Raw genomic sequence first — 19,173 nt, 5'->3', positions numbered from 1 at the left:
TCATATTAATCATTATGTTATTACCAACGGGATAATTTGTGTCCAATTATAAAATCACAAAACTTCTCGATTTTTCTGAGATGAAAGCGATACGAGACGGGATAAAACGCTGTTTTTGTAGCCAAAAAAGGGCATCGTAATGCGATCCGGCTCTCATTTCCTGGCAATATTCGGCGGTTACTGGAAACAAAAATGCGGCCCGTAGGCCGCAGTCTTACTTAGTTTTTCTGTCCGGTAATTCGGCACCACTCCTCTTTCTCCACCACCGGGTCGAGGGTGAAGAGCGGGGCGTAGGCTTCGCAGACGCTTTCCGCCTGGCTTGCCAGGATTCCGGAAAGGCCCAGCAGGCCGCCTGTAACCGGCAGGACGCTGATTAAAGGGGCCAGCTCACGCAACGGGCCTGCCAGGATGTTTGCGACCACCACATCGGCTTTCATGGCTTCTGGCTGATCCTGCGGCAAATACAGTTCAAGGCGTTCGGAGACGCCGTTACGCTGGGCGTTATCACGACTGGCCTGAATGGCCTGCGGATCGATATCAATACCGATAGCTTTGGCGGCGCCCAGCTTCAGCGCGGCGATCGCCAGGATGCCGGAACCGCAGCCAAAATCGATAACCGTTTTGCCCTGCAGGTCAAGGCCGTCGAGCCATTGCAGACACATCGCGGTCGTTGGGTGAGTGCCGGTACCAAAGGCCAGTCCTGGATCAAGCATCACATTGACTGCATTCTCATCAGGAACATCGCGCCAGCTCGGGCAAATCCACAGGCGTTCGCCGAAACGCATCGGGTGGAAGTTATCCATCCACTCGCGTTCCCAGTCTTTATCTTCCAGTTGTTCAATTTTATGCGCGAAGCCGGCGCCGAGCAGCGGATGCTGCTCAAGGATAGCAACCGCTTCGTTCATGTCGCTTTCTGCGTCGAACAGACCGATAACGTCGGTATCGCCCCACAAACGGGTTTCACCCGGCAGCGGTTCGAACACCGGCGTGTCGTGGGTGTCCTGGAAGGTAATCGAGACCGCGCCGGCCTCCATCAGCGCGTCGCTCAGTTCTTCCGCGTGAGCGCCGGTCGTATTCAGTTTTAGTTGGATCCAAGGCATGGCAAAACTCTTTATTTATCAGTAGTCATAATAGGGGCTGGTGGTACGGGTTGACCGAAGCGGTTCCCGACGACAAAAGCCAACAAACTTAGCAGCAGCGAGGGCACGATAGGGTGGAAGCCCAGGTACTGAATGTTAAACGTCGCGAGCACGGCATACAGTATGCCGCCCACTAACATCGCGCTGAGCGCGCCGGCAGCGTTTGCCCGCTCCCAGTAAAGGCCCAATACCAGCGGCCATAAGAACACGGCTTCCAGGCCGCCAAAGGCCAGCAGATTAAGCCAGATAATCATTTCCGGCGGCCGCCAGGCGGCCAGCATCATAAGTATGCCGAGCACTAAGGTGGCGATCGTTGAGATCCGCTTCAGCTTCTGCTCGTTACGCTTTTTCGTCGGCTGAGCGCTGAGCCACAGATCTTTAATGATCGTAGCCGATGCCTGCAGTAAATGGGCGTTAACGTTAGACATAATCGCGGCCATCGGCGCCGCTAAAAACAGCCCTGCGGCCCACGGCGGCAGCACTTGAACCATCAACGTCGGGATCACCTGATCGGGCACAGTGAGGCCCGGCAGGACGGCGCGGCCAAGAGCGCCGGCGAGATGCATACCGAACATCAGAATCGCCACGACGATGGTGCCAATAACGATCCCGCGGTGTACGGCCTTGCTGTCTTTATAGGAGATACAGCGTACGGCGGTATGCGGCAAGCCGATGACGCCGAAACAGACCAGCACCCAGAACGAGGTCATAAAGGTTGGCGTGAGGATATCATCGGCGCCGTGGGGCGACACCAGCTGCGGGTCGATTTGCTGGAGTGTTTCTACCGCCTGATGCAGGCCTCCGGCGGCATGCACTACACCAACCAGCAGGACGATCGTTCCGATCAACATCACCATCCCTTGCATGGTATCGTTGAGTACGCTGGCGCGGAAACCGCCAAAAGCGGTGTAGAGCGCAATTGTGATACCAAATATCAATAGTCCGGTTTCGTACTTGATCCCGGCGGCGGTTTCCAGCAGGCGCGCGCCGCCGATAAACTGCACCGCGATGGCCCCAACAAAGGCCACCAGCAAGCTGACGCTGGCAATCCATACCACCGCGCGGCTTTGGTAGCGCGCCTGCAGCATATCGTTAAGGGTAATGGCATTGTAGCGGCGCGCCAGGATCGCGAACTTCTTGCCGAGGATCCCGAGAGAGAGCCAGATCGTCGGTACCTGGATCATCGCCAGCAGTACCCAGCCCAGCCCATATTTGTAGGCGGCGCCAGGGCCGCCGATAAACGAGCTGGCGCTAATATAGGTGGCGGTGAGGGTCATGGCTAATACAAAGCCGCCCATCGATCGGCTGCCGAGGAAATACTCGCTCAGAAAGTTCCCGGTACTGCGTTTACGCATCGCGTAAAGAGACAGCCCGAAAACGACAAACAGATAAGCGATCAGCACCACGATAATCTCAAGCTGCATCGTTATCCTCCAGAGAGATATCGCGGAAGATAAAGCGCACCATCGCCCAGCACAGCAGGACGAACAGCAGCGGCACCAGCAGGCAGGCCAGTTCGAACCAGTGCGGCAGGCCGGTAAAGCCGATACCGACGCCAGGCAGATAGGCCGCAGCCAGCCACGCGGCAAGATAGAGAAGGGTCAGCCACAGCGCCCAGCGCGCTTCTTTATGGGCCTGAACAAATCTTTTGTCCATTTTTTGTCCCTTGAGGATGAAGAAAGCGGGGATTGTACCGCATGGAAAAGTCGAGGGGAGAGAAAAAGAAAAAAGGCCGGATTATCCGGCCTTTTGCAGCGAGTACAGGATTATTTTTCCTGCAGTCCGAGTTTTTTCTCCAGATAGTGGATATTGGTGCCACCATGCTGGAAGTTCTCGTCGCTCATAATGCGCATCTGCAGCTCAACGTTGGTTTTGATGCCATCGATGATCAATTCCTGCAGCGCGTTCTTCATGCGGGCAATCGCCACATCACGGCTTTCGCCGTAGCAGATCAGTTTACCGATCATTGAGTCATAGTACGGCGGTACGGTGTAACCGGCGTAGATATGAGACTCCCAGCGCACGCCAAAACCGCCCGGCGCGTGGAAGCGGGTAATTTTACCCGGGCTCGGCAGGAAGGTATTCGGGTCTTCGGCGTTGATACGGCATTCCACCGCATGGCCGCGAACCTGCACTTCTTCTTGCTTGATAGACAGCGGCTGACCCGCCGCGATGCGCAGCTGTTCTTTGATCAGGTCAACGCCGGTGATCATTTCGGTAACCGGGTGTTCTACCTGAATACGGGTGTTCATCTCAATGAAGTAGAACTCGCCGTTTTCAAACAGGAACTCAAAGGTACCCGCTCCGCGATAGCCGATATCCACACAGGCTTTCGCGCAACGTTCGCCGATGTAGCGACGCAGTTCCGGGGTAATGCCCGGCGCCGGCGCTTCTTCGACGACTTTCTGGTGACGACGCTGCATGGAGCAGTCGCGTTCCGCCAGATAGATAGCGTTGCCCTGGCCGTCCGCCAGCACCTGAATCTCGATGTGACGAGGATTTTCCAGGTACTTCTCCATATAGACCATGTCGTTGTTGAAAGCCGCTTTCGCTTCCGCTTTGGTCATGGAGATGGATTGCGCCAGTTCAGCGTCGCTGCGCACGACGCGCATGCCGCGACCGCCGCCGCCGCCGGAGGCTTTGATGATAACCGGGTAGCCGATGCGTTTGGCATGCGCGCGGTTAGCGTCCATGTCGTCGCCCAGCGGGCCATCAGAACCTGGAACGGTCGGAACGCCAGCTTTCTTCATTGCGGTGATGGCGGACACTTTGTCGCCCATCAGGCGGATAGTGTCGGCTTTCGGGCCGATGAAGATGAAACCGGAGCGCTCAACCTGCTCGGCAAAGTTAGCGTTCTCGGAAAGGAAACCGTAACCCGGGTGAATCGCTACCGCGCCGGTGATTTCCGCCGCGCTGATGATAGCCGGGATGTTCAGATAGCTTTTTACGGACGGAGCCGGGCCGATGCAGACCGTCTCATCCGCTAATAATACGTGTTTTAAATCGCGATCCGCGGTGGAGTGCACAGCAACGGTCTTGATGCCCAGTTCTTTACAGGCACGCAGGATGCGCAGTGCGATCTCGCCACGGTTAGCGATGACAATTTTATCCAGCATGTTCGCCTCGTTACTCGATGACAACCAGCGGCTCGTCGAATTCTACAGGTTGGCCGCTTTCGATCAGAATGGCTTTAACCACGCCGGCTTTGTCGGCTTCGATCTGGTTCATCATTTTCATCGCTTCTACGATGCACAGGGTGTCGCCCACGTTAACTTTCTGACCGACTTCCACAAAGGCTTTCGCGTCCGGGCTCGGGGTGCGGTAGAAAGTACCGACCATCGGGGAACGTACGATGTGACCACTGATTTCCGCTTTCGCTTCAGCGGCAGGTGCTGCTGCCGGCGCTGCGGCGGCTGGCGCCTGAGGCTGGGCGATTGGCGCAGCATAGGCTTGCTGCATTACCGGATAGCTAGCAGCCGGCGCTGCACGGCTGATGCGTACAGACTCTTCGCCTTCAGAAATTTCCAGTTCGGAGATGCCTGATTCTTCAACCAGCTCGATCAGTTTTTTAATCTTACGAATATCCATGAGTGGGTTCCGTACTCTTTGTTTAGTGTGTTTGTGACAGGCGTTTTACCGCCGTCTGTAAAGCGTATGAATAGCCGTCCGCACCTAATCCGCAGATCACGCCCGAGGCGACATCAGACAGATACGAGTGGTGACGGAACGGCTCGCGCGCATGCACGTTGCTCAGGTGGATCTCGATAAACGGGATACTCACGGCAAGCAGCGCGTCGCGGATGGCCACGCTGGTATGCGTAAACGCGGCCGGATTGATCAGGATATAGTCCACAGAGTCTTTAGCCTGATGAATTCGGTCGATGAGCGCGAACTCCGCATTGGATTGCAGGTGGTCGAGCGTCACGTTTAGCGCTTCCGCTTCTGCGGTTAAACGGTTAACAATTTCTGCCAGTGTTAGCGAACCATACTTCTCGGGTTCACGGCTGCCGAGCATATTAAGGTTTGGTCCGTTCAAAAGCAAAATGCGAAACTTGTCAGCCATTGTGCAGCTATCTCCTGCTAACCTCGGGTAAAAGACAAAATATACCTTCGATACGCGCTTGTCACCTTTTCAGGGTTCGAAAACCCCTTCAGGAAAACCAAAGTCGCACATTATAACGATTTCGTAGCAATTGGCAGCTAAATACTGGTCTTATCAGGGAAGATTATCAACCGCTATCGTAAAAAGAGTCGCGGTTGATAAACGTTATGCGGGGAACTGCACATATCCGGAGATTAGCGCCACCACTGGCGAAACTTCTTGTAGCGGCTGGCTAAAAGTACCGTTGCCAGCCCGGCATAAATCAGCGGCTGCGGCGATATAATCTTCACCGACCACAGATAATGTATAGGGGCGAGGATCGCCACCAGATAGACGAAGTTGTGCAATGTTTGCCAACGACGGCCTAATTTTCGTTGCATGTACTGGGTTGACGTCGCCGCCAGCGCCAGTAAAACCAACCAACTGATTAAACCAAGCGTGAGATACGGACGGTTGATTATCTCGGAACCGAGTAGCGCCAGATTGTTAATGCCGAGCTCCAGCAGCGTATAGCTGGTGAGGTGCAACGTGGCCCAGGCAAAGCACCATAACCCTAATAACCGGCGGGTGCGTATCAATAATGGCTGTTTAGCGTAGCGCGCCAGCGACGTAATAAGCAAGGTGGCGAGCAAAAACTTCAGCGCCATCCGTCCGGTAAAATGCTGGATATCCTTTGCCGGATCGGCGCTGAAATAGCCCTGATGTCCGGCCCAGAACAGCCAGACAAGCGGTAAAAAACCGGCTAAATGCAGCGCAACTTTCAGCCAACCTATCTGTTTAACGCTCAGACGCACTAGAAATTCTCCCGTAAGTTAAGCCCGCGATACAGCGAGGCGACTTCCTCGGCATAGCCATTAAACAGCAACGTTGGCTGGCGTTTTACGTCGAGTACGCCGCCGGCGCCGATAAACCGCTCGCTGGCCTGCGACCAGCGCGGATGATCGACGTGCGGGTTCACATTGGCATAGAAACCGTATTCATCCGGCGCCGCCAGATTCCAGGTGGTCGGCGGCCGCTCGCGGGTTAATTCGATGCTCACGATAGATTTAATCCCTTTAAAGCCGTACTTCCACGGCACGGTCAGGCGGATGGGGGCGCCGTTTTGCGGCGGCAACGCTTTCCCGTAGACGCCAACGCTCATCAGCGTGAGCGGGTGCATCGCTTCATCAAGGCGCAACCCTTCAACATAGGGATAGGCCAGGCCGCCGCCGATGAAGCGATCTTTTTGTCCAGGCATTTGTTCTGGCGCATACAGCGTTTTGAAAGCGACGTAGCGGGCGTTGCTGGTGGGCTCCACCAGCGCGAGTAGTTTATGCAGCGGGAAGCCGACCCACGGCACGACCATCGACCAGGCCTCCACGCAGCGCATCCGATAAATACGCTCTTCCAGCGGGAAACGACGGGTCAGGTCGTCGTGATCGAGCGTCAGGGGTTTGGCGACTTCGCCGCCGATGGTAAGCGTCCAGGGGTCAGTGCGCAGGCTGCCTGCGTTAGCGGCCGGATCGGCTTTATCGAGGCCGAATTCATAAAAGTTGTTGTAGCCGGCGACTTTATCTTCCGGGGTGAGGGCGAGCTTACTTTGCCATGCTGCGGGTTTATCAAAGGTCAGCGCCTTTCCGGCAGGCGCCGGCGGGCGATCGTGGCCTTTAAACCAATCGAGCAGGTCGGCATGGGCCTTCGTTGAGAGCGACATCGCCGTCGCGCCGATACCGAGCATTTTCAGCACCTGGCGGCGCTGTAGGTTAAATACCGATTCCGCCGTTACGTCGGCTTCCGTCAGTTTTCTGGTTTTCATGGCGTCCTCCGTCATACTTTTTCCTAAGCATGACGGAGGCGCAGCGCGATCGCGAATATGTCACGAAAAATTGCAGATTAGCCGATTTTGACCAGCGTACGTCCCTGGATCTGGTTGTTCATGATTTTATCGGCGAAGGTCGGGGCATCGGCCAGGGTTATTTCGGTCGCGCTTTGCGCGTAAAAAGACTCCGGCAGATCGCGCACCAGCCGGCACCAGGCTTCTGCGCGGCGCGCGGGCGGGGTCATTACCGAATCGACGCCCTGCAGGCGTACGTTGCGCAGGATAAACGGCATCACGGTGGTCGGCAGCGCGAAACCGCCCGCCAAGCCGCAGGCCGCGACGCAGCCGCCGTAGTTCATTTGTGCCAGTACTTTAGCCAGCACTTTATCGCCGACGGTATCGATAGCACCCGCCCAGATTTGTTTTTCCAGCGGACGGCTCTCAGCGAACTCGTCGCGGCCCAAAATACGCTGCGCGCCGAGGCTTTTCAGATAGTCATGGGTACTTTCGCGCCCGGAAACCGCCGCCACCTGATAACCCAGATGATGCAGCAGAGCGACTGCCGTGCTGCCGACGCCGCCGCTGGCGCCTGTTACGACGATCTCGCCATCCTGCGGACGCACGCCGGCGTCTTCCAGCGCCATCACGCATAGCATGGCGGTAAAACCTGCGGTACCGATCGCCATCGCTTTGCGTCCGTCGAGACCTTCAGGCATGGCCACCAGCCATTCGCCTTTGACGCGGGCGCGCTCGGCCAGGCCGCCCCAGTGATTTTCTCCCACGCCCCAACCGGTGAGTAATACCTGCTGGCCAACGTGAAAACGCGGATCTTCGCTGGCGTGGACGGTACCGGCAAAATCGATACCAGGAATCATCGGAAAGTTGCGGATAATTTTTCCTTTGCCGGTAATGGCCAACGCATCTTTATAATTGAGGCTCGACCAGTGAATATCGACAGTCACATCGCCTGGCGGCAACAGGTTGGCATCGATGTTTTGCACCGAGGAAAGGGTTTTGCCATCCTGCTGTTCTAAAATTAATGCCTGCATATGTGGTTCCTCGCGGTTTGAAGATTGGAAAAATTATTCTGCAGACTATACTCGCTAACGGCATTATTACGTGGATGTAACGCAATAAATTGCCAGATACGCCAGCTTTGGTAGTATGCGTCGCTTCAGAAAGTTAGTACTTACTTAAGAAAAAGTCTCAAAAGGGGCCCGAATGCCCATCGGGTAGTTATTCACACGCGGAGTTAACACAGGGATGCGATTAACGACGAAATTCTCAGCATTTGTTACGCTGCTCACCAGCCTGACGATTTTTGTCACGCTGATCGGCGCGTCGCTGAGCTTTTACAACGGCATTCAGATTAAGGTTGAGAATCGCGTACAGGCGGTGGCGACGATGCTGGATAGCCGCCTGGTGACCACCTCTTTTGAGAAGCTCGAACCGCAAATGGACGAGCTGCTCACGCCGGTAGAAGTCGAACATATTGATTTTCTGCTCAACGGCAAATCGCTTTACAGCCATACCCGCGGTGATAGTTACCGTCCGCTGGGCAGTAACAATCAGTATCGTGAAATGACGGTACCCTCGCTCAAACATCCCGGAATTTCGATTCGTCTGGTCTACATGGACCCGATGGTAAATTACTTCCGCTCGCTTCACGTCACCGCGCCGCTCTCCTTCGCCATCGGCTTCATGGTGCTGATTATCTTCTTTTCGATTCGCTGGATCCGCCGCCAGCTGGCGGGGCAAGAACTACTGGAGCTGCGCGCGCGACGCATTCTCAGCGGCGAGCGCGGGCCGCAGGTGCGCGGTTCGGTTCATGAATGGCCGGCCAGTACCAGCAGCGCGCTGGATATGCTGCTCTCGGAGCTGCAGTTCGCCAGCGATCAGCGCAGCCGCATGGATACCCTGATTCGCTCCTACGCCGCCCAGGATTCCAAAACCGGCCTTAACAACCGCCTGTTCTTTGATAATCAACTGGCGACGCTGCTGGACGATCAGGAAAAAGTGGGGGCGCACGGTATCGTGATGATGATTCGCCTGCCGGAGTTTGATCTGCTGCGCGACAACTGGGGACGGGCGGCGGCGGAAGAGCATTACTTCACGCTAATTAATCTGCTGTCTACTTTTATTATGCGTTATCCCGGCTCGCTACTGGCGCGCTATCACCGTAGCGATTTCGCCGTCTTATTGCCGCATCGCACTCTTAAAGAGGCCGATAGTATCGCCGGGCAGTTACTGAAGGCGATGGATGCGCTGCCGTCAACGCGGGTGCTGGATAAAGACGACACGATGCATATCGGCATCTGCGCCTTCCGCAGCGGCCAGTCCACCTCTCAGGTGATGGAACACGCCGAAGCCGCCACCCGCAACGCCGTGCTGCAGGGGAGTAATAGCTGGGCGGTTTACGATGATTCGCTGCCGGAGAAGGGGCGCGGTAACGTGCGCTGGCGAACGCTTATCGAGCAGATGCTCAGCCGCGGCGGCCCGCGCTTGTATCAGAAACCGGCGGTCATGCGCGATGGGCGGGTACATCATCGCGAGCTCATGTGCCGCATCTATGACGGTAAAGAAGAGGTGATTGCCGCCGAGTATATGCCAATGGTGCAGCAGTTTGGCTTAGCCGAAGAGTACGATCGCCTACAGATTACGCGTTTGCTGCCGTTATTAAGTTATTGGCCTGATCAAACGCTGGCCCTGCAGGTGACCGTGGAGTCGCTGATTCGCCCGCGTTTCCAGCGCTGGCTGCGCGATACCATGATGCAGTGCGAAAAATCACAACGTCGGCGGATTATTTTTGAACTTGCAGAGGCGGATGTTTGTCAATATATCGGCCGTTTACACCCGGTTATGCGGTTGATAAACGCGCTGGGCATTCGCGTCGCTGTGGTTCAGGCCGGGTTGACGCTGGTTGGCACCAGTTGGATCAAGCAGCTGGACGTAGAAGTGATCAAGCTGCATCAAGGGCTATCGCGCAATATTGAAAAACGCAGCGAGAACCAGTTACTGGTTCAAAGTCTGGTGGAAGCCTGTAAAGGGATGCCGGTACAGGTTTTTGCGACGGGAGTACGCAGTCGCAGCGAGTGGCAGGTGCTGTCGCAATGCGGCGTGACCGGCGGTCAGGGGGAATTTTTTGCCGCCTCACAGCCACTTGACACAAATGTGAAAAAATATTCGCAAAGATACTCGGTTTGATCTGCCGTTTGGCGTGATTTCACGTAGAATAACGCGCGCCATAGTAAAGGGGGTGTGCTTGTCTACCCGCCGGAATGTCGCAACTTACGCAAGACTGACCTTTGACAGGTACAAACAGAGCACGGAGCGCTGCTGATTTATTCAGCGCCGAAGGGACTTCGTAAATGTTTGTAACAAAGGAAATGAACTGCACTAATTTTCACCGTAGCAGATGATTTTTGCGCCTTGTCGCTGCTGCGTGTGGTTGGTAAAGTAAGCGGATTTTGTTTTCCGCCCCAGCTTTCAGGATTATCCCTTAGTATGTTAAAAAAATTTCGTGGCATGTTTTCCAATGACCTGTCCATTGACCTGGGTACCGCGAATACCCTTATTTATGTAAAAGGACAAGGCATCGTATTGAATGAGCCTTCCGTTGTGGCCATTCGTCAGGATCGTGCCGGTTCGCCGAAAAGCGTTGCCGCTGTAGGTCATGAAGCGAAGCAGATGCTGGGCCGTACGCCGGGCAATATCGCGGCGATTCGCCCGATGAAAGACGGCGTTATCGCCGACTTCTTCGTGACTGAAAAGATGCTGCAACACTTTATTAAACAGGTGCATAGCAACAGCTTTATGCGTCCGAGCCCACGCGTGCTGGTGTGCGTGCCGGTTGGCGCGACCCAGGTTGAGCGTCGTGCTATCCGCGAATCCGCGCAGGGCGCTGGCGCTCGTGAAGTCTTCCTGATCGAAGAGCCGATGGCGGCCGCGATCGGCGCAGGCTTGCCGGTTTCTGAAGCGACCGGTTCTATGGTTGTTGATATCGGCGGCGGTACTACCGAAGTCGCAGTTATCTCCCTGAACGGCGTGGTCTACTCTTCTTCCGTACGTATCGGCGGCGACCGTTTCGACGAAGCCGTGATCAATTACGTGCGCCGTAACTACGGTTCCCTGATCGGCGAAGCAACCGCTGAGCGTATCAAACACGAAATCGGTTCCGCTTACCCGGGTGATGAAGTACGCGAAATCGAAGTGCGCGGCCGTAACCTGGCTGAAGGCGTTCCACGCGGCTTCACCCTCAATTCCAACGAAATCCTCGAAGCGCTGCAGGAGCCGCTGACCGGCATCGTCAGCGCCGTTATGGTCGCGCTGGAACAGTGCCCGCCGGAGCTGGCATCCGATATCTCCGAGCGCGGTATGGTCCTGACCGGCGGCGGCGCGCTGCTGCGTAACCTTGACCGTCTGTTAATGGAAGAGACAGGGATCCCTGTCGTAGTTGCAGAAGATCCACTGACCTGCGTCGCTCGTGGCGGCGGTAAGGCGCTGGAAATGATCGATATGCACGGCGGCGACTTGTTCAGCGAAGAGTAGTCAGCCTGAAGGTCTGGGGCAGCTTAAGGGCTGCCTCTGGTCTTTACTGACACGAGAATACGCATAGCCTATGAAGCCAATTTTTAGCCGTGGCCCGTCGCTACAGATTCGCCTTATTCTGGCGGTTTTGGTGGCGCTTGGCGTCATTATCGCCGACAGCCGCCTGGGTACGTTCAGCCAGATTCGAACGTACATGGATACAGCCGTCAGTCCTTTCTACTTTATCTCAAATGGTCCCCGGGAACTGCTCGACAGCGTATCGCAATCGCTGGCGACCCGCGATCAGCTCGAACTGGAAAACCGCGCGCTGCGTCAGGAACTGCTGTTGAAAAACAGCGATCTGCTGATGCTGGGTCAATACAAACAAGAAAACGCCCGTCTACGTGAGCTGTTAGGCTCGCCGCTGCGTCAGGATGAGCAGAAGATGGTGACCCAGGTTATTTCGACGGTTAACGATCCCTACAGCGATCAGGTCGTTATCGACAAGGGCAGCGTCAATGGCGTTTATGAAGGCCAACCGGTCATTAGCGACAAGGGCGTTGTCGGCCAGGTGGTGGCGGTAGCGAAAATGACCAGCCGCGTGCTGCTCATTTGCGATGCGACCCATGCCTTGCCGATCCAGGTGCTGCGTAACGATATCCGCGTCATTGCTGCCGGTAACGGTTGTACTGATGATTTACAGCTTGAACATCTGCCGGCGAATACCGATATTCGCGTCGGCGATGTGCTGGTGACCTCCGGGCTCGGCGGACGCTTCCCGGAAGGGTATCCAGTTGGGGTAGTCTCCTCGGTACGTCTGGATACTCAGCGTGCATACACGGTGATCCAGGCCCGTCCGACCGCCGGACTGCAGCGTTTGCGCTATCTGCTGCTGCTGTGGGGCGCCGATCGCAACGGCGCTAACCCGATGACTCCGGAAGAGGTGCACCGCGTTGCCAATGAGCGCCTGATGCAAATGATGCCGCAGGTGCTGCCTGCGCCTGATGCGATGGGGCCGCAGATGCCGGCGCCGGCGACAGGCCTGACGCCGCCGCCGTCTGCGCAACCTCTGCCAGCAGGGGGGCAATAGTGGCAAGTTATCGTAGCCAGGGACGCTGGGTTATCTGGCTCTCGTTTCTTATTGCGCTATTGCTGCAGATTATGCCCTGGCCGCAGGACATCACCGTCTTCCGGCCAAACTGGGTGTTGTTGATTCTGTTGTACTGGATCCTCGCGCTGCCGCACCGGGTTAACGTCGGTACCGGATTTGTGATGGGGGCGATTCTCGACCTCATCAGCGGTTCGACCCTCGGCGTACGCGCGCTGTCGTTAAGTATTGTCGCCTATCTGGTCGCTTTAAAATATCAGCTGTTCCGTAATCTGGCGCTCTGGCAACAGGCGCTGGTGGTCATGCTGTTGTCTCTTGCCGTTGATATCATTGTTTTCTGGGCAGAGTTTTTAGTGATCAACGTCTCTTTCCGTCCGGAAGTGTTCTGGAGTAGTGTAGTAAACGGTGTGCTCTGGCCGTGGCTATTCCTGCTAATGCGTAAAGTGCGTCAGCAATTTGCGGTTCAATAAAGGTTGATATGACAACTCTGTATCTGGCTTCTGGTTCCCCGCGTCGGCAGGAACTGCTAACTCAGCTTGGTCTCTCTTTCGAACGTCTGGTTCCGGGTATTGAGGAACGACGCGGCCCGCAGGAGAGCGCTGCGCATTACGTTGTGCGTCTGGCGCGCGAAAAAGCGCTGGCTGGCGTGGCGATGGCGCCGCGCGATCTGCCGGTGTTGGGCGCGGATACGATTGTCATTCTTAACGGCGAAGTGCTGGAAAAGCCGCGCGACGCCGGGCACGCCGCAGAAATGCTTCGCATGCTTTCCGGAAAAACCCACCAGGTGATGACCGCGGTGGCGTTGGCGGATAAGCAGCAAACGCTGGATTGCCTGGTGGTGACGGAAGTGACCTTCCGTCTGCTCTCCGAGCAGGATATCGCTACCTACGTAGCCAGCGGCGAACCTTTAGATAAAGCAGGCGCATACGGTATTCAAGGGTTGGGTGGTTGTTTTGTCAGGAAGATAAATGGCAGCTATCACGCCGTAGTCGGCTTACCGCTGGTGGAAACGTATGAGTTGCTGAGTAACTTTAACTCACTGCGTGAAGAAAAGGGATAAAGATGACGGCTGAATTATTAGTTAACGTAACGCCATCCGAGACGCGCGTCGCGTATATCGATGGCGGGATCCTGCAGGAAATTCATATTGAGAGAGAAGCGCGGCGCGGAATCGTAGGCAATATCTACAAAGGTCGTGTCAGTCGTGTGTTGCCTGGAATGCAGGCGGCTTTTGTAGATATTGGCCTGGATAAGGCCGCCTTTCTGCATGCTTCCGATATCATGCCGCACACCGAGTGCGTGGCGGGTGAAGAGCAGAAGCAGTTTACCGTTCGCGATATTTCCGAGCTGGTGCGTCAGGGCCAGGACCTGATGGTGCAGGTGGTGAAAGACCCGCTGGGTACCAAAGGCGCGCGTCTGACCACCGACATTACCATACCTTCCCGCTATCTGGTCTTTATGCCGGGCGCTTCGCACGTCGGCGTATCGCAGCGTATTGAAAGCGAGGCCGAGCGCGAACGTTTGAAAAGCGTGGTCACCGAATATTGCGACGAGCAGGGCGGGTTTATTATCCGCACCGCGGCGGAAGGCGTGCATGAGCAAGAGATGGCGGCGGATGCGGCCTACCTTAAGCGCGTCTGGACCAAAGTCATGGAGCGCAAAAAGCGCAACCAGACCCGCTATCAGATGTACGGCGAGCTGGCGCTGGCCCAGCGCGTGCTGCGCGATTTCGCCGACGCTCAGCTTGACCGCATTCGCGTGGATTCGCGCCTGACCTACGAGGCGCTGCTGGAGTTCACCGCGGAATACATTCCGGAAATGACCAGCAAGCTGGAACATTACAGCGGCCGCCAGCCGATTTTCGATCTCTTTGACGTTGAGAACGAAATCCAACGCGCGCTGGAGCGTAAAGTCGAGCTGAAGTCAGGCGGCTATCTGATCATTGATCAGACCGAAGCGATGACCACCATCGATATCAATACCGGGGCGTTTGTTGGCCACCGTAATCTCGACGACACCATCTTCAATACCAATATTGAAGCCACGCAGGCTATCGCGCGCCAGCTGCGTCTGCGTAACCTGGGCGGCATTATCATCATTGATTTTATCGATATGAATAATGAAGATCATCGTCGTCGGGTACTGCATTCCCTGGAGCAGGCGCTGAGTAAAGACCGGGTGAAAACCAGCATTAACGGCTTCTCGCAGCTGGGGCTGGTCGAGATGACCCGCAAGCGCACCCGCGAAAGCGTGGAACATGTGCTGTGTAACGAGTGTCCTACCTGTCATGGGCGCGGCACGGTAAAGTCGGTCGAAACGGTCTGCTATGAGATCATGCGCGAAATAGTTCGTGTGCATCATGCGTATGACTCAGACCGCTTCCTGGTCTATGCTTCACCTGCCGTCGCGGAAGCGCTGAAAGGGGAAGAGTCCCACGCGCTGGCGGAAGTCGAAATCTTTGTCGGCAAGCAGGTCAAAGTGCAAATTGAGCCGCTCTATAATCAAGAGCAGTTCGATGTGGTAATGATGTAATCATTCAGCCTGTCGCTCCCGATGGCGTCGGGGGCGGTAAACAGGCGGGCTGAAGGATAAAGCGTAACAGGCTGACAAGGAGAGATGCGTTGAGGCGATGGCCCGGGATATTACTGCTCACCGTGGCAACCGTGGTGGTGATTGTTGCGCTACTGGTGAGTGGCCTGCGTCTGGCATTGCCGCAGCTAAATAACTGGCGTCCCCAACTGCTGGAGAAAATTACCGCGGTATCCGGGGTCGCGGTTGATGCCTCACAGATCAACGCCAACTGGGAAAACTTCGGCCCGACGCTGGACGTTCGCGATATTAAAGCCACCTTGAAAGACGGTGGCGAAATGACGATCAAACGGGTTACCCTTGCCCTCGACGTCTGGCAAAGTCTGCTGCATATGCGCTGGCAGTTCCGCGACCTGACCTTCTGGCAACTGCAAATTCACACCAATACCCCCATCCAGACTAACGACGACGGCGCAAGCCTGAAGACCGATCGCATCAGCGATCTGTTCCTGCGCCAGTTTGACCACTTTATTCTCCGTGATAGCCATTTGAGCTTCCTGACGATTTCCGGTCAGCGTGCTGAACTGGCGATCCCACAGCTGACCTGGCTTAACGGTAAAAATCGCCACCGCGCCGAGGGGCAGCTGAGCCTTTCGAGCCTCACCGGCCAGCACGGCGTCATGCAGGTGCGGATGGATTTACGTGACGAGAATGGCCTGCTCAACAAGGGGCGCCTCTGGTTACAGGCCGACGACATCGACGTTAAACCCTGGCTCGGGCGCTGGATGCAAGACAACATCGCCCTGCAGAGCGCGCGCTTTAGTCTCGAAGGCTGGATGACCATCGATAAAGGCGATGTCGCCAGCGGCGATGTATGGCTGAAAAAAGGCGGCGCCAGCTGGCAGGGCGATAAGCATCTGCATCAGCTGTCGGTGGATAACCTGACGGGGCATATCACGCGTGAAAATCAAAGCTGGGCATTTCACATCCCCGATACGCGGATCTCGATAGACGGCAAAGCCTGGCCGCGCGGCGAGCTGGCGATGGCGTGGATCCCGGCGCAGGAAGTGGGTGGCAATAACAATCAGCGCAGCGATGAGCTACGCATCCGCGCCAGCAATCTCGAGCTTGGCGGGCTAACCGGTCTGCAACCGATGGCCGATAAGCTGGCGCCGAGCTTTGGCGAAGTGTGGCGAACCACCCAGCCGAGCGGCAAAATCAACCTGTTGGCATTGGATATCCCGCTGCAGGCAACGGAAAAGACCCGTTTCCAGGCCGACTGGAGCGATCTGGCGTGGAAGCAGTGGAAGCTGCTGCCGGGAGCCGAGCACTTTTCCGGCAGCCTGAGCGGCAGCGTGGAAAACGGCGAACTGCGCGCGCATATGACCCAGGCGAAAATGCCTTATGAAACGGTCTTTCGCGCACCGCTGGAGATAGCCCAGGGCGATGCGACTCTAAGCTGGGAAAGGAACAGCAAGGGCTTTATGCTGGATGGCCGCGATATCGACGTGCAGGCAACCGGCGTTCGCGCGCGCGGCGGCTTCCGCTATCTGCAGCCAGCAGGCGATGAGCCGTGGTTAGGCATCCTGGCGGGTATCAGTACCAATGATGGCGGCCAGGCGTGGCGCTATTTCCCGGAAAATCTGATGGGCAAAGCGCTGGTGGATTACCTGAGCGGCGCAATTAAGGGCGGCCAGGCCAGCAATGCCACCCTGGTTTACGGCGGCAACCCACATCAGTTCCCCTATGAGCATAACGAAGGCCAATTCCAGGTCTCGGTACCGCTGAAGAACGCGACTTTCGCCTTCCAGCCGGACTGGCCGGCGCTGACCGGACTGGATATCAACCTTAACTTCGTCAATAACGGCCTGTGGATGAAGGCGGATAAAGCGATGCTGGGCAACGTTACTGCCAGCAACCTTGACGCGGTGATCCCCGACTATTCCCATGAAAAACTGTTTATCGATGCCGATGTTAACGGCCCTGGTAAAGAGGTCGGCCCTTATTTCAAACAGACCCCGCTGAAGGATACGCTCGGCTCGGCGCTGGATGAACTGCAGCTTGATGGTAATGTGAGCGCTCGCTTACATCTTGCTATCCCGCTTGATGGCGAGATGACCACCGCCAAAGGCGATGTGCGGCTGAAAAATAACGATCTGTTTATCAAGCCGATTGACGCGACGCTGAAGAATCTCAATGGTCAGTTCAGCTTCGAAAACGGAGATTTAAAAAGCGGGCCGCTAAGCGCGACCTGGTTTAATCAACCGTTGAACCTCAATTTCACCACCACTGAAGGGGCGAAAGCCTTCCTCGTTGACGTCGGCATGAACGCTAACTGGCAGCCGACGCGTACCGGCCTGCTGCCGAAAGCGGTCAATGATGAACTCAGCGGCAGCATCCCCTGGGACGGCAAAGTGGCCATTGAGTTACCGTATCGCGGTAGCGCGAGCTACAAAGTCGATATCAACGGCGATCTGAAAAATGTGAGTAGTCACTTACCTGCGCCGGTGAATAAATCGGCGGGTGAGCCGTTGCCGGTGAAAATCAACGTGACCGGCGGCTTAAGCAGCTTCGATTTGACCGGCAACATCGGCAGCAAGAACCACGTCAATAGCCGCTGGTTACTGAATAACAAGCTGACGCTCGATCGGGCGATTCTGACCTCCGACAGCAAAGCGATTCCGTCGCTGCCTGAAGCATCAGGCGTCGAGCTCAACATGCCGGCGATGGATGGCGCGCAATGGCTAGCGTTGTTCCAGCAAGGCGCCGTCAACGAAGTGAGCAGTAATATGGCTTTCCCGGAGCGCGTGACGCTTCGTACACCGTCGCTGGCCTTCGCCGGGCAGAACTGGAATAACGTCAGTCTGGTCTCTCAGCCTGACGGTAGCGGCTCGAAGGTGGAGGCGCAGGGGCGTGAAATCAATGCCACGTTGACGATGCATAAGAATGCCCCCTGGCTGGCGGCTATTCGCTACCTCTATTACAACCCTTCCAGCGATAACAGCGGTACGGCGAAAAAAGAGAGCGGCCCGCTGGCTGATACCCGTCTGGATTTCCACGGCTGGCCGGATTTACAGCTGCGCTGTAAAGAGTGCTGGCTGTGGGGGCAAAAATATGGACGAATCGACGGTGACTTCGATATCAAGGGCGATACGCTCACCCTCAGTAATGGCCTGGTGGATACCGGCTTTGGCCGACTCACTACCGATGGCGTCTGGGTAAATGCGCCGGGCGGCGTACGTACCTCGCTGAAAGGCAAGCTTCACGGCAATAAAACGGACGACTTCGTCAACTTCTTCGGTGTCTCGACGCCGGTGAAAGGGTCGTCGTTTGATGTCGATTACGATCTGCACTGGCGCGCGCCGCCATGGCAGCCTGATGTCGCTTCGCTGAACGGGATCCTCAAAAGCCGCCTCGGCAAAGGCGAGTTTACTGACCTGAGCACCGGTCATGCCGGTCAGTTGTTAAGGCTATTGAGCGTTGACGCGCTGCTGCGTAAGCTACGCTTCGATTTCAGCGACACCTTCCAGGAAGGGTTCTGGTTTGATTCGATTCGCAGTACGGCGTGGATTAAAGACGGCGTGCTGAATACGGATGATACGCTGGTGGATGGCCTTGAAGCCGACATTGCGATGAAAGGTTCGGTCGATCTGGTGCGCCGTCGTTTAGATTTACAAGCGGTGGTGGCGCCGGAAATTTCGGCCACCGTCGGCGTAGCGGCGGCATTCGCCGTCAACCCGATCGTCGGCGCGGCGGTGTTTGCCGCCAGCAAGGTGCTTGGGCCGCTGTGGAACAAAGTGTCGATTCTGCGCTATCGCATTACGGGTCCAATCGATCAGCCGGAAATCAATGAAGTGCTGCGCCAGGCGCGCAGTAACAAAAAGCAATGATTTGACGAGTACGGGGAATTATCGCACTCTCAATAGAGGGCATTTTATCCCCGTCATCTTTTTCGCCGCGTGGCATTCCC

The 19,173-nt window shown here is 56.2% G+C and carries 16 protein-coding genes; 7 read left to right on the top strand and 9 right to left on the bottom strand.

The features are described 5' to 3' along the window. Positions 1-218: 218 nt before the first annotated feature. The 9 genes from prmA to acuI all read right to left on the bottom strand — a co-directional run bounded on the left by prmA (position 219) and on the right by acuI (position 8,088). Positions 219-1,100, bottom strand: coding sequence for a 50S ribosomal protein L11 methyltransferase (gene prmA, locus EAE_RS04785; RefSeq protein ID WP_015703628.1), 882 nt, complete (start codon positions 1,098-1,100; stop codon positions 219-221). Between the two features lie 11 nt (positions 1,101-1,111). Then, positions 1,112-2,563 carry a sodium/pantothenate symporter gene (panF, locus tag EAE_RS04780; protein ID WP_015369453.1) on the bottom strand — a complete coding sequence of 484 codons (1,452 nt, stop codon included), beginning with the start codon at positions 2,561-2,563 and terminating at the stop codon, positions 1,112-1,114. After that, positions 2,553-2,795: a DUF997 family protein gene (locus EAE_RS04775; RefSeq protein WP_015369454.1), complete on the bottom strand. Its 243-nt coding sequence runs from the start codon at positions 2,793-2,795 to the stop codon at positions 2,553-2,555. Before EAE_RS04775 ends, panF begins: the two co-directional genes overlap by 11 nt. A gap of 110 nt (positions 2,796-2,905) precedes the next feature. Next, a complete protein-coding gene (gene accC, locus EAE_RS04770; RefSeq protein ID WP_015369455.1) occupies positions 2,906-4,255 on the bottom strand; it encodes an acetyl-CoA carboxylase biotin carboxylase subunit in 1,350 nt (449 codons plus the stop codon). Positions 4,256-4,265: 10 nt separating this feature from the next. After that, entirely contained in the window at positions 4,266-4,727 is a 462-nt protein-coding gene (gene accB, locus EAE_RS04765) for an acetyl-CoA carboxylase biotin carboxyl carrier protein (RefSeq protein ID WP_015369456.1), read from the bottom strand. Positions 4,728-4,749: 22 nt separating this feature from the next. Further along, the gene (gene aroQ, locus EAE_RS04760) at positions 4,750-5,202 is read right to left on the bottom strand and encodes a type II 3-dehydroquinate dehydratase (protein ID WP_015369457.1); all 453 of its coding nucleotides are present in this window, start codon (positions 5,200-5,202) and stop codon (positions 4,750-4,752) included. A gap of 233 nt (positions 5,203-5,435) precedes the next feature. After that, the gene (gene msrQ / locus EAE_RS04755; protein ID WP_015703627.1) at positions 5,436-6,035 is read right to left on the bottom strand and encodes a protein-methionine-sulfoxide reductase heme-binding subunit MsrQ; all 600 of its coding nucleotides are present in this window, start codon (positions 6,033-6,035) and stop codon (positions 5,436-5,438) included. Further along, positions 6,035-7,036, bottom strand: a complete 1,002-nt coding sequence (msrP, locus tag EAE_RS04750) for a protein-methionine-sulfoxide reductase catalytic subunit MsrP (RefSeq protein ID WP_015369459.1) — start codon at positions 7,034-7,036, stop codon at positions 6,035-6,037. The genes msrQ and msrP overlap by 1 nt, the downstream gene beginning before the upstream one ends. 77 nt (positions 7,037-7,113) lie before the next feature. Then, entirely contained in the window at positions 7,114-8,088 is a 975-nt protein-coding gene (gene acuI, locus EAE_RS04745) for an acrylyl-CoA reductase (NADPH) (RefSeq protein WP_015703626.1), read from the bottom strand. Positions 8,089-8,302: 214 nt separating this feature from the next. Here acuI and csrD point away from each other — a divergent pair, with 214 nt between their 5' ends. The 7 genes from csrD to yhdP all read left to right on the top strand — a co-directional run bounded on the left by csrD (position 8,303) and on the right by yhdP (position 19,093). Continuing rightward, positions 8,303-10,243, top strand: a complete 1,941-nt coding sequence (gene csrD / locus EAE_RS04740; protein ID WP_015369461.1) for an RNase E specificity factor CsrD — start codon at positions 8,303-8,305, stop codon at positions 10,241-10,243. 300 nt (positions 10,244-10,543) lie between these two features. After that, entirely contained in the window at positions 10,544-11,587 is a 1,044-nt protein-coding gene (mreB, locus tag EAE_RS04735) for a rod shape-determining protein MreB (RefSeq protein WP_002918653.1), read from the top strand. Between the two features lie 70 nt (positions 11,588-11,657). Then, on the top strand, positions 11,658-12,656 hold the full coding sequence (gene mreC, locus EAE_RS04730; protein WP_015369462.1) for a rod shape-determining protein MreC: 999 nt from the start codon (positions 11,658-11,660) through the stop codon (positions 12,654-12,656). Then, complete coding sequence (mreD, locus tag EAE_RS04725; RefSeq protein WP_015369463.1) at positions 12,656-13,144, top strand: rod shape-determining protein MreD; 489 nt, start codon at positions 12,656-12,658, stop codon at positions 13,142-13,144. Before mreC ends, mreD begins: the two co-directional genes overlap by 1 nt. 8 nt (positions 13,145-13,152) lie before the next feature. Then, complete coding sequence (locus tag EAE_RS04720; protein ID WP_015703625.1) at positions 13,153-13,734, top strand: Maf family protein; 582 nt, start codon at positions 13,153-13,155, stop codon at positions 13,732-13,734. A 2-nt stretch (positions 13,735-13,736) separates the two neighbouring features. After that, on the top strand, positions 13,737-15,206 hold the full coding sequence (rng, locus tag EAE_RS04715) for a ribonuclease G (RefSeq protein ID WP_015369465.1): 1,470 nt from the start codon (positions 13,737-13,739) through the stop codon (positions 15,204-15,206). Between the two features lie 89 nt (positions 15,207-15,295). Then, positions 15,296-19,093: an AsmA2 domain-containing protein YhdP gene (yhdP, locus tag EAE_RS04710; RefSeq protein ID WP_047058542.1), complete on the top strand. Its 3,798-nt coding sequence runs from the start codon at positions 15,296-15,298 to the stop codon at positions 19,091-19,093. Positions 19,094-19,173 lie beyond the last annotated feature (80 nt).

The organism is Klebsiella aerogenes KCTC 2190 (assembly GCF_000215745.1).
GTDB lineage: Bacteria > Pseudomonadota > Gammaproteobacteria > Enterobacterales > Enterobacteriaceae > Klebsiella > Klebsiella aerogenes.
Note: the sequence above shows the minus strand (reverse complement) of the source record. Positions and strands in the feature narration are given on the sequence as shown.

Bases quoted from the DNA above. Each gene is read 5' to 3' on its own strand.
- prmA (WP_015703628.1), bottom strand. From the start codon at position 1,100: ATGCCTTGGATCCAACTAAAACTGAATACGACCGGCGCTCACGCGGAA.
- panF (WP_015369453.1), bottom strand. From the start codon at position 2,563: ATGCAGCTTGAGATTATCGTGGTGCTGATCGCTTATCTGTTTGTCGTT.
- EAE_RS04775 (WP_015369454.1), bottom strand. From the start codon at position 2,795: ATGGACAAAAGATTTGTTCAGGCCCATAAAGAAGCGCGCTGGGCGCTG.
- accC (WP_015369455.1), bottom strand. From the start codon at position 4,255: ATGCTGGATAAAATTGTCATCGCTAACCGTGGCGAGATCGCACTGCGC.
- accB (WP_015369456.1), bottom strand. From the start codon at position 4,727: ATGGATATTCGTAAGATTAAAAAACTGATCGAGCTGGTTGAAGAATCA.
- aroQ (WP_015369457.1), bottom strand. From the start codon at position 5,202: ATGGCTGACAAGTTTCGCATTTTGCTTTTGAACGGACCAAACCTTAAT.
- msrP (WP_015369459.1), bottom strand. From the start codon at position 7,036: ATGAAAACCAGAAAACTGACGGAAGCCGACGTAACGGCGGAATCGGTA.
- acuI (WP_015703626.1), bottom strand. From the start codon at position 8,088: ATGCAGGCATTAATTTTAGAACAGCAGGATGGCAAAACCCTTTCCTCG.
- csrD (WP_015369461.1), top strand. From the start codon at position 8,303: ATGCGATTAACGACGAAATTCTCAGCATTTGTTACGCTGCTCACCAGC.
- mreB (WP_002918653.1), top strand. From the start codon at position 10,544: ATGTTAAAAAAATTTCGTGGCATGTTTTCCAATGACCTGTCCATTGAC.
- mreC (WP_015369462.1), top strand. From the start codon at position 11,658: ATGAAGCCAATTTTTAGCCGTGGCCCGTCGCTACAGATTCGCCTTATT.
- EAE_RS04720 (WP_015703625.1), top strand. From the start codon at position 13,153: ATGACAACTCTGTATCTGGCTTCTGGTTCCCCGCGTCGGCAGGAACTG.
- rng (WP_015369465.1), top strand. From the start codon at position 13,737: ATGACGGCTGAATTATTAGTTAACGTAACGCCATCCGAGACGCGCGTC.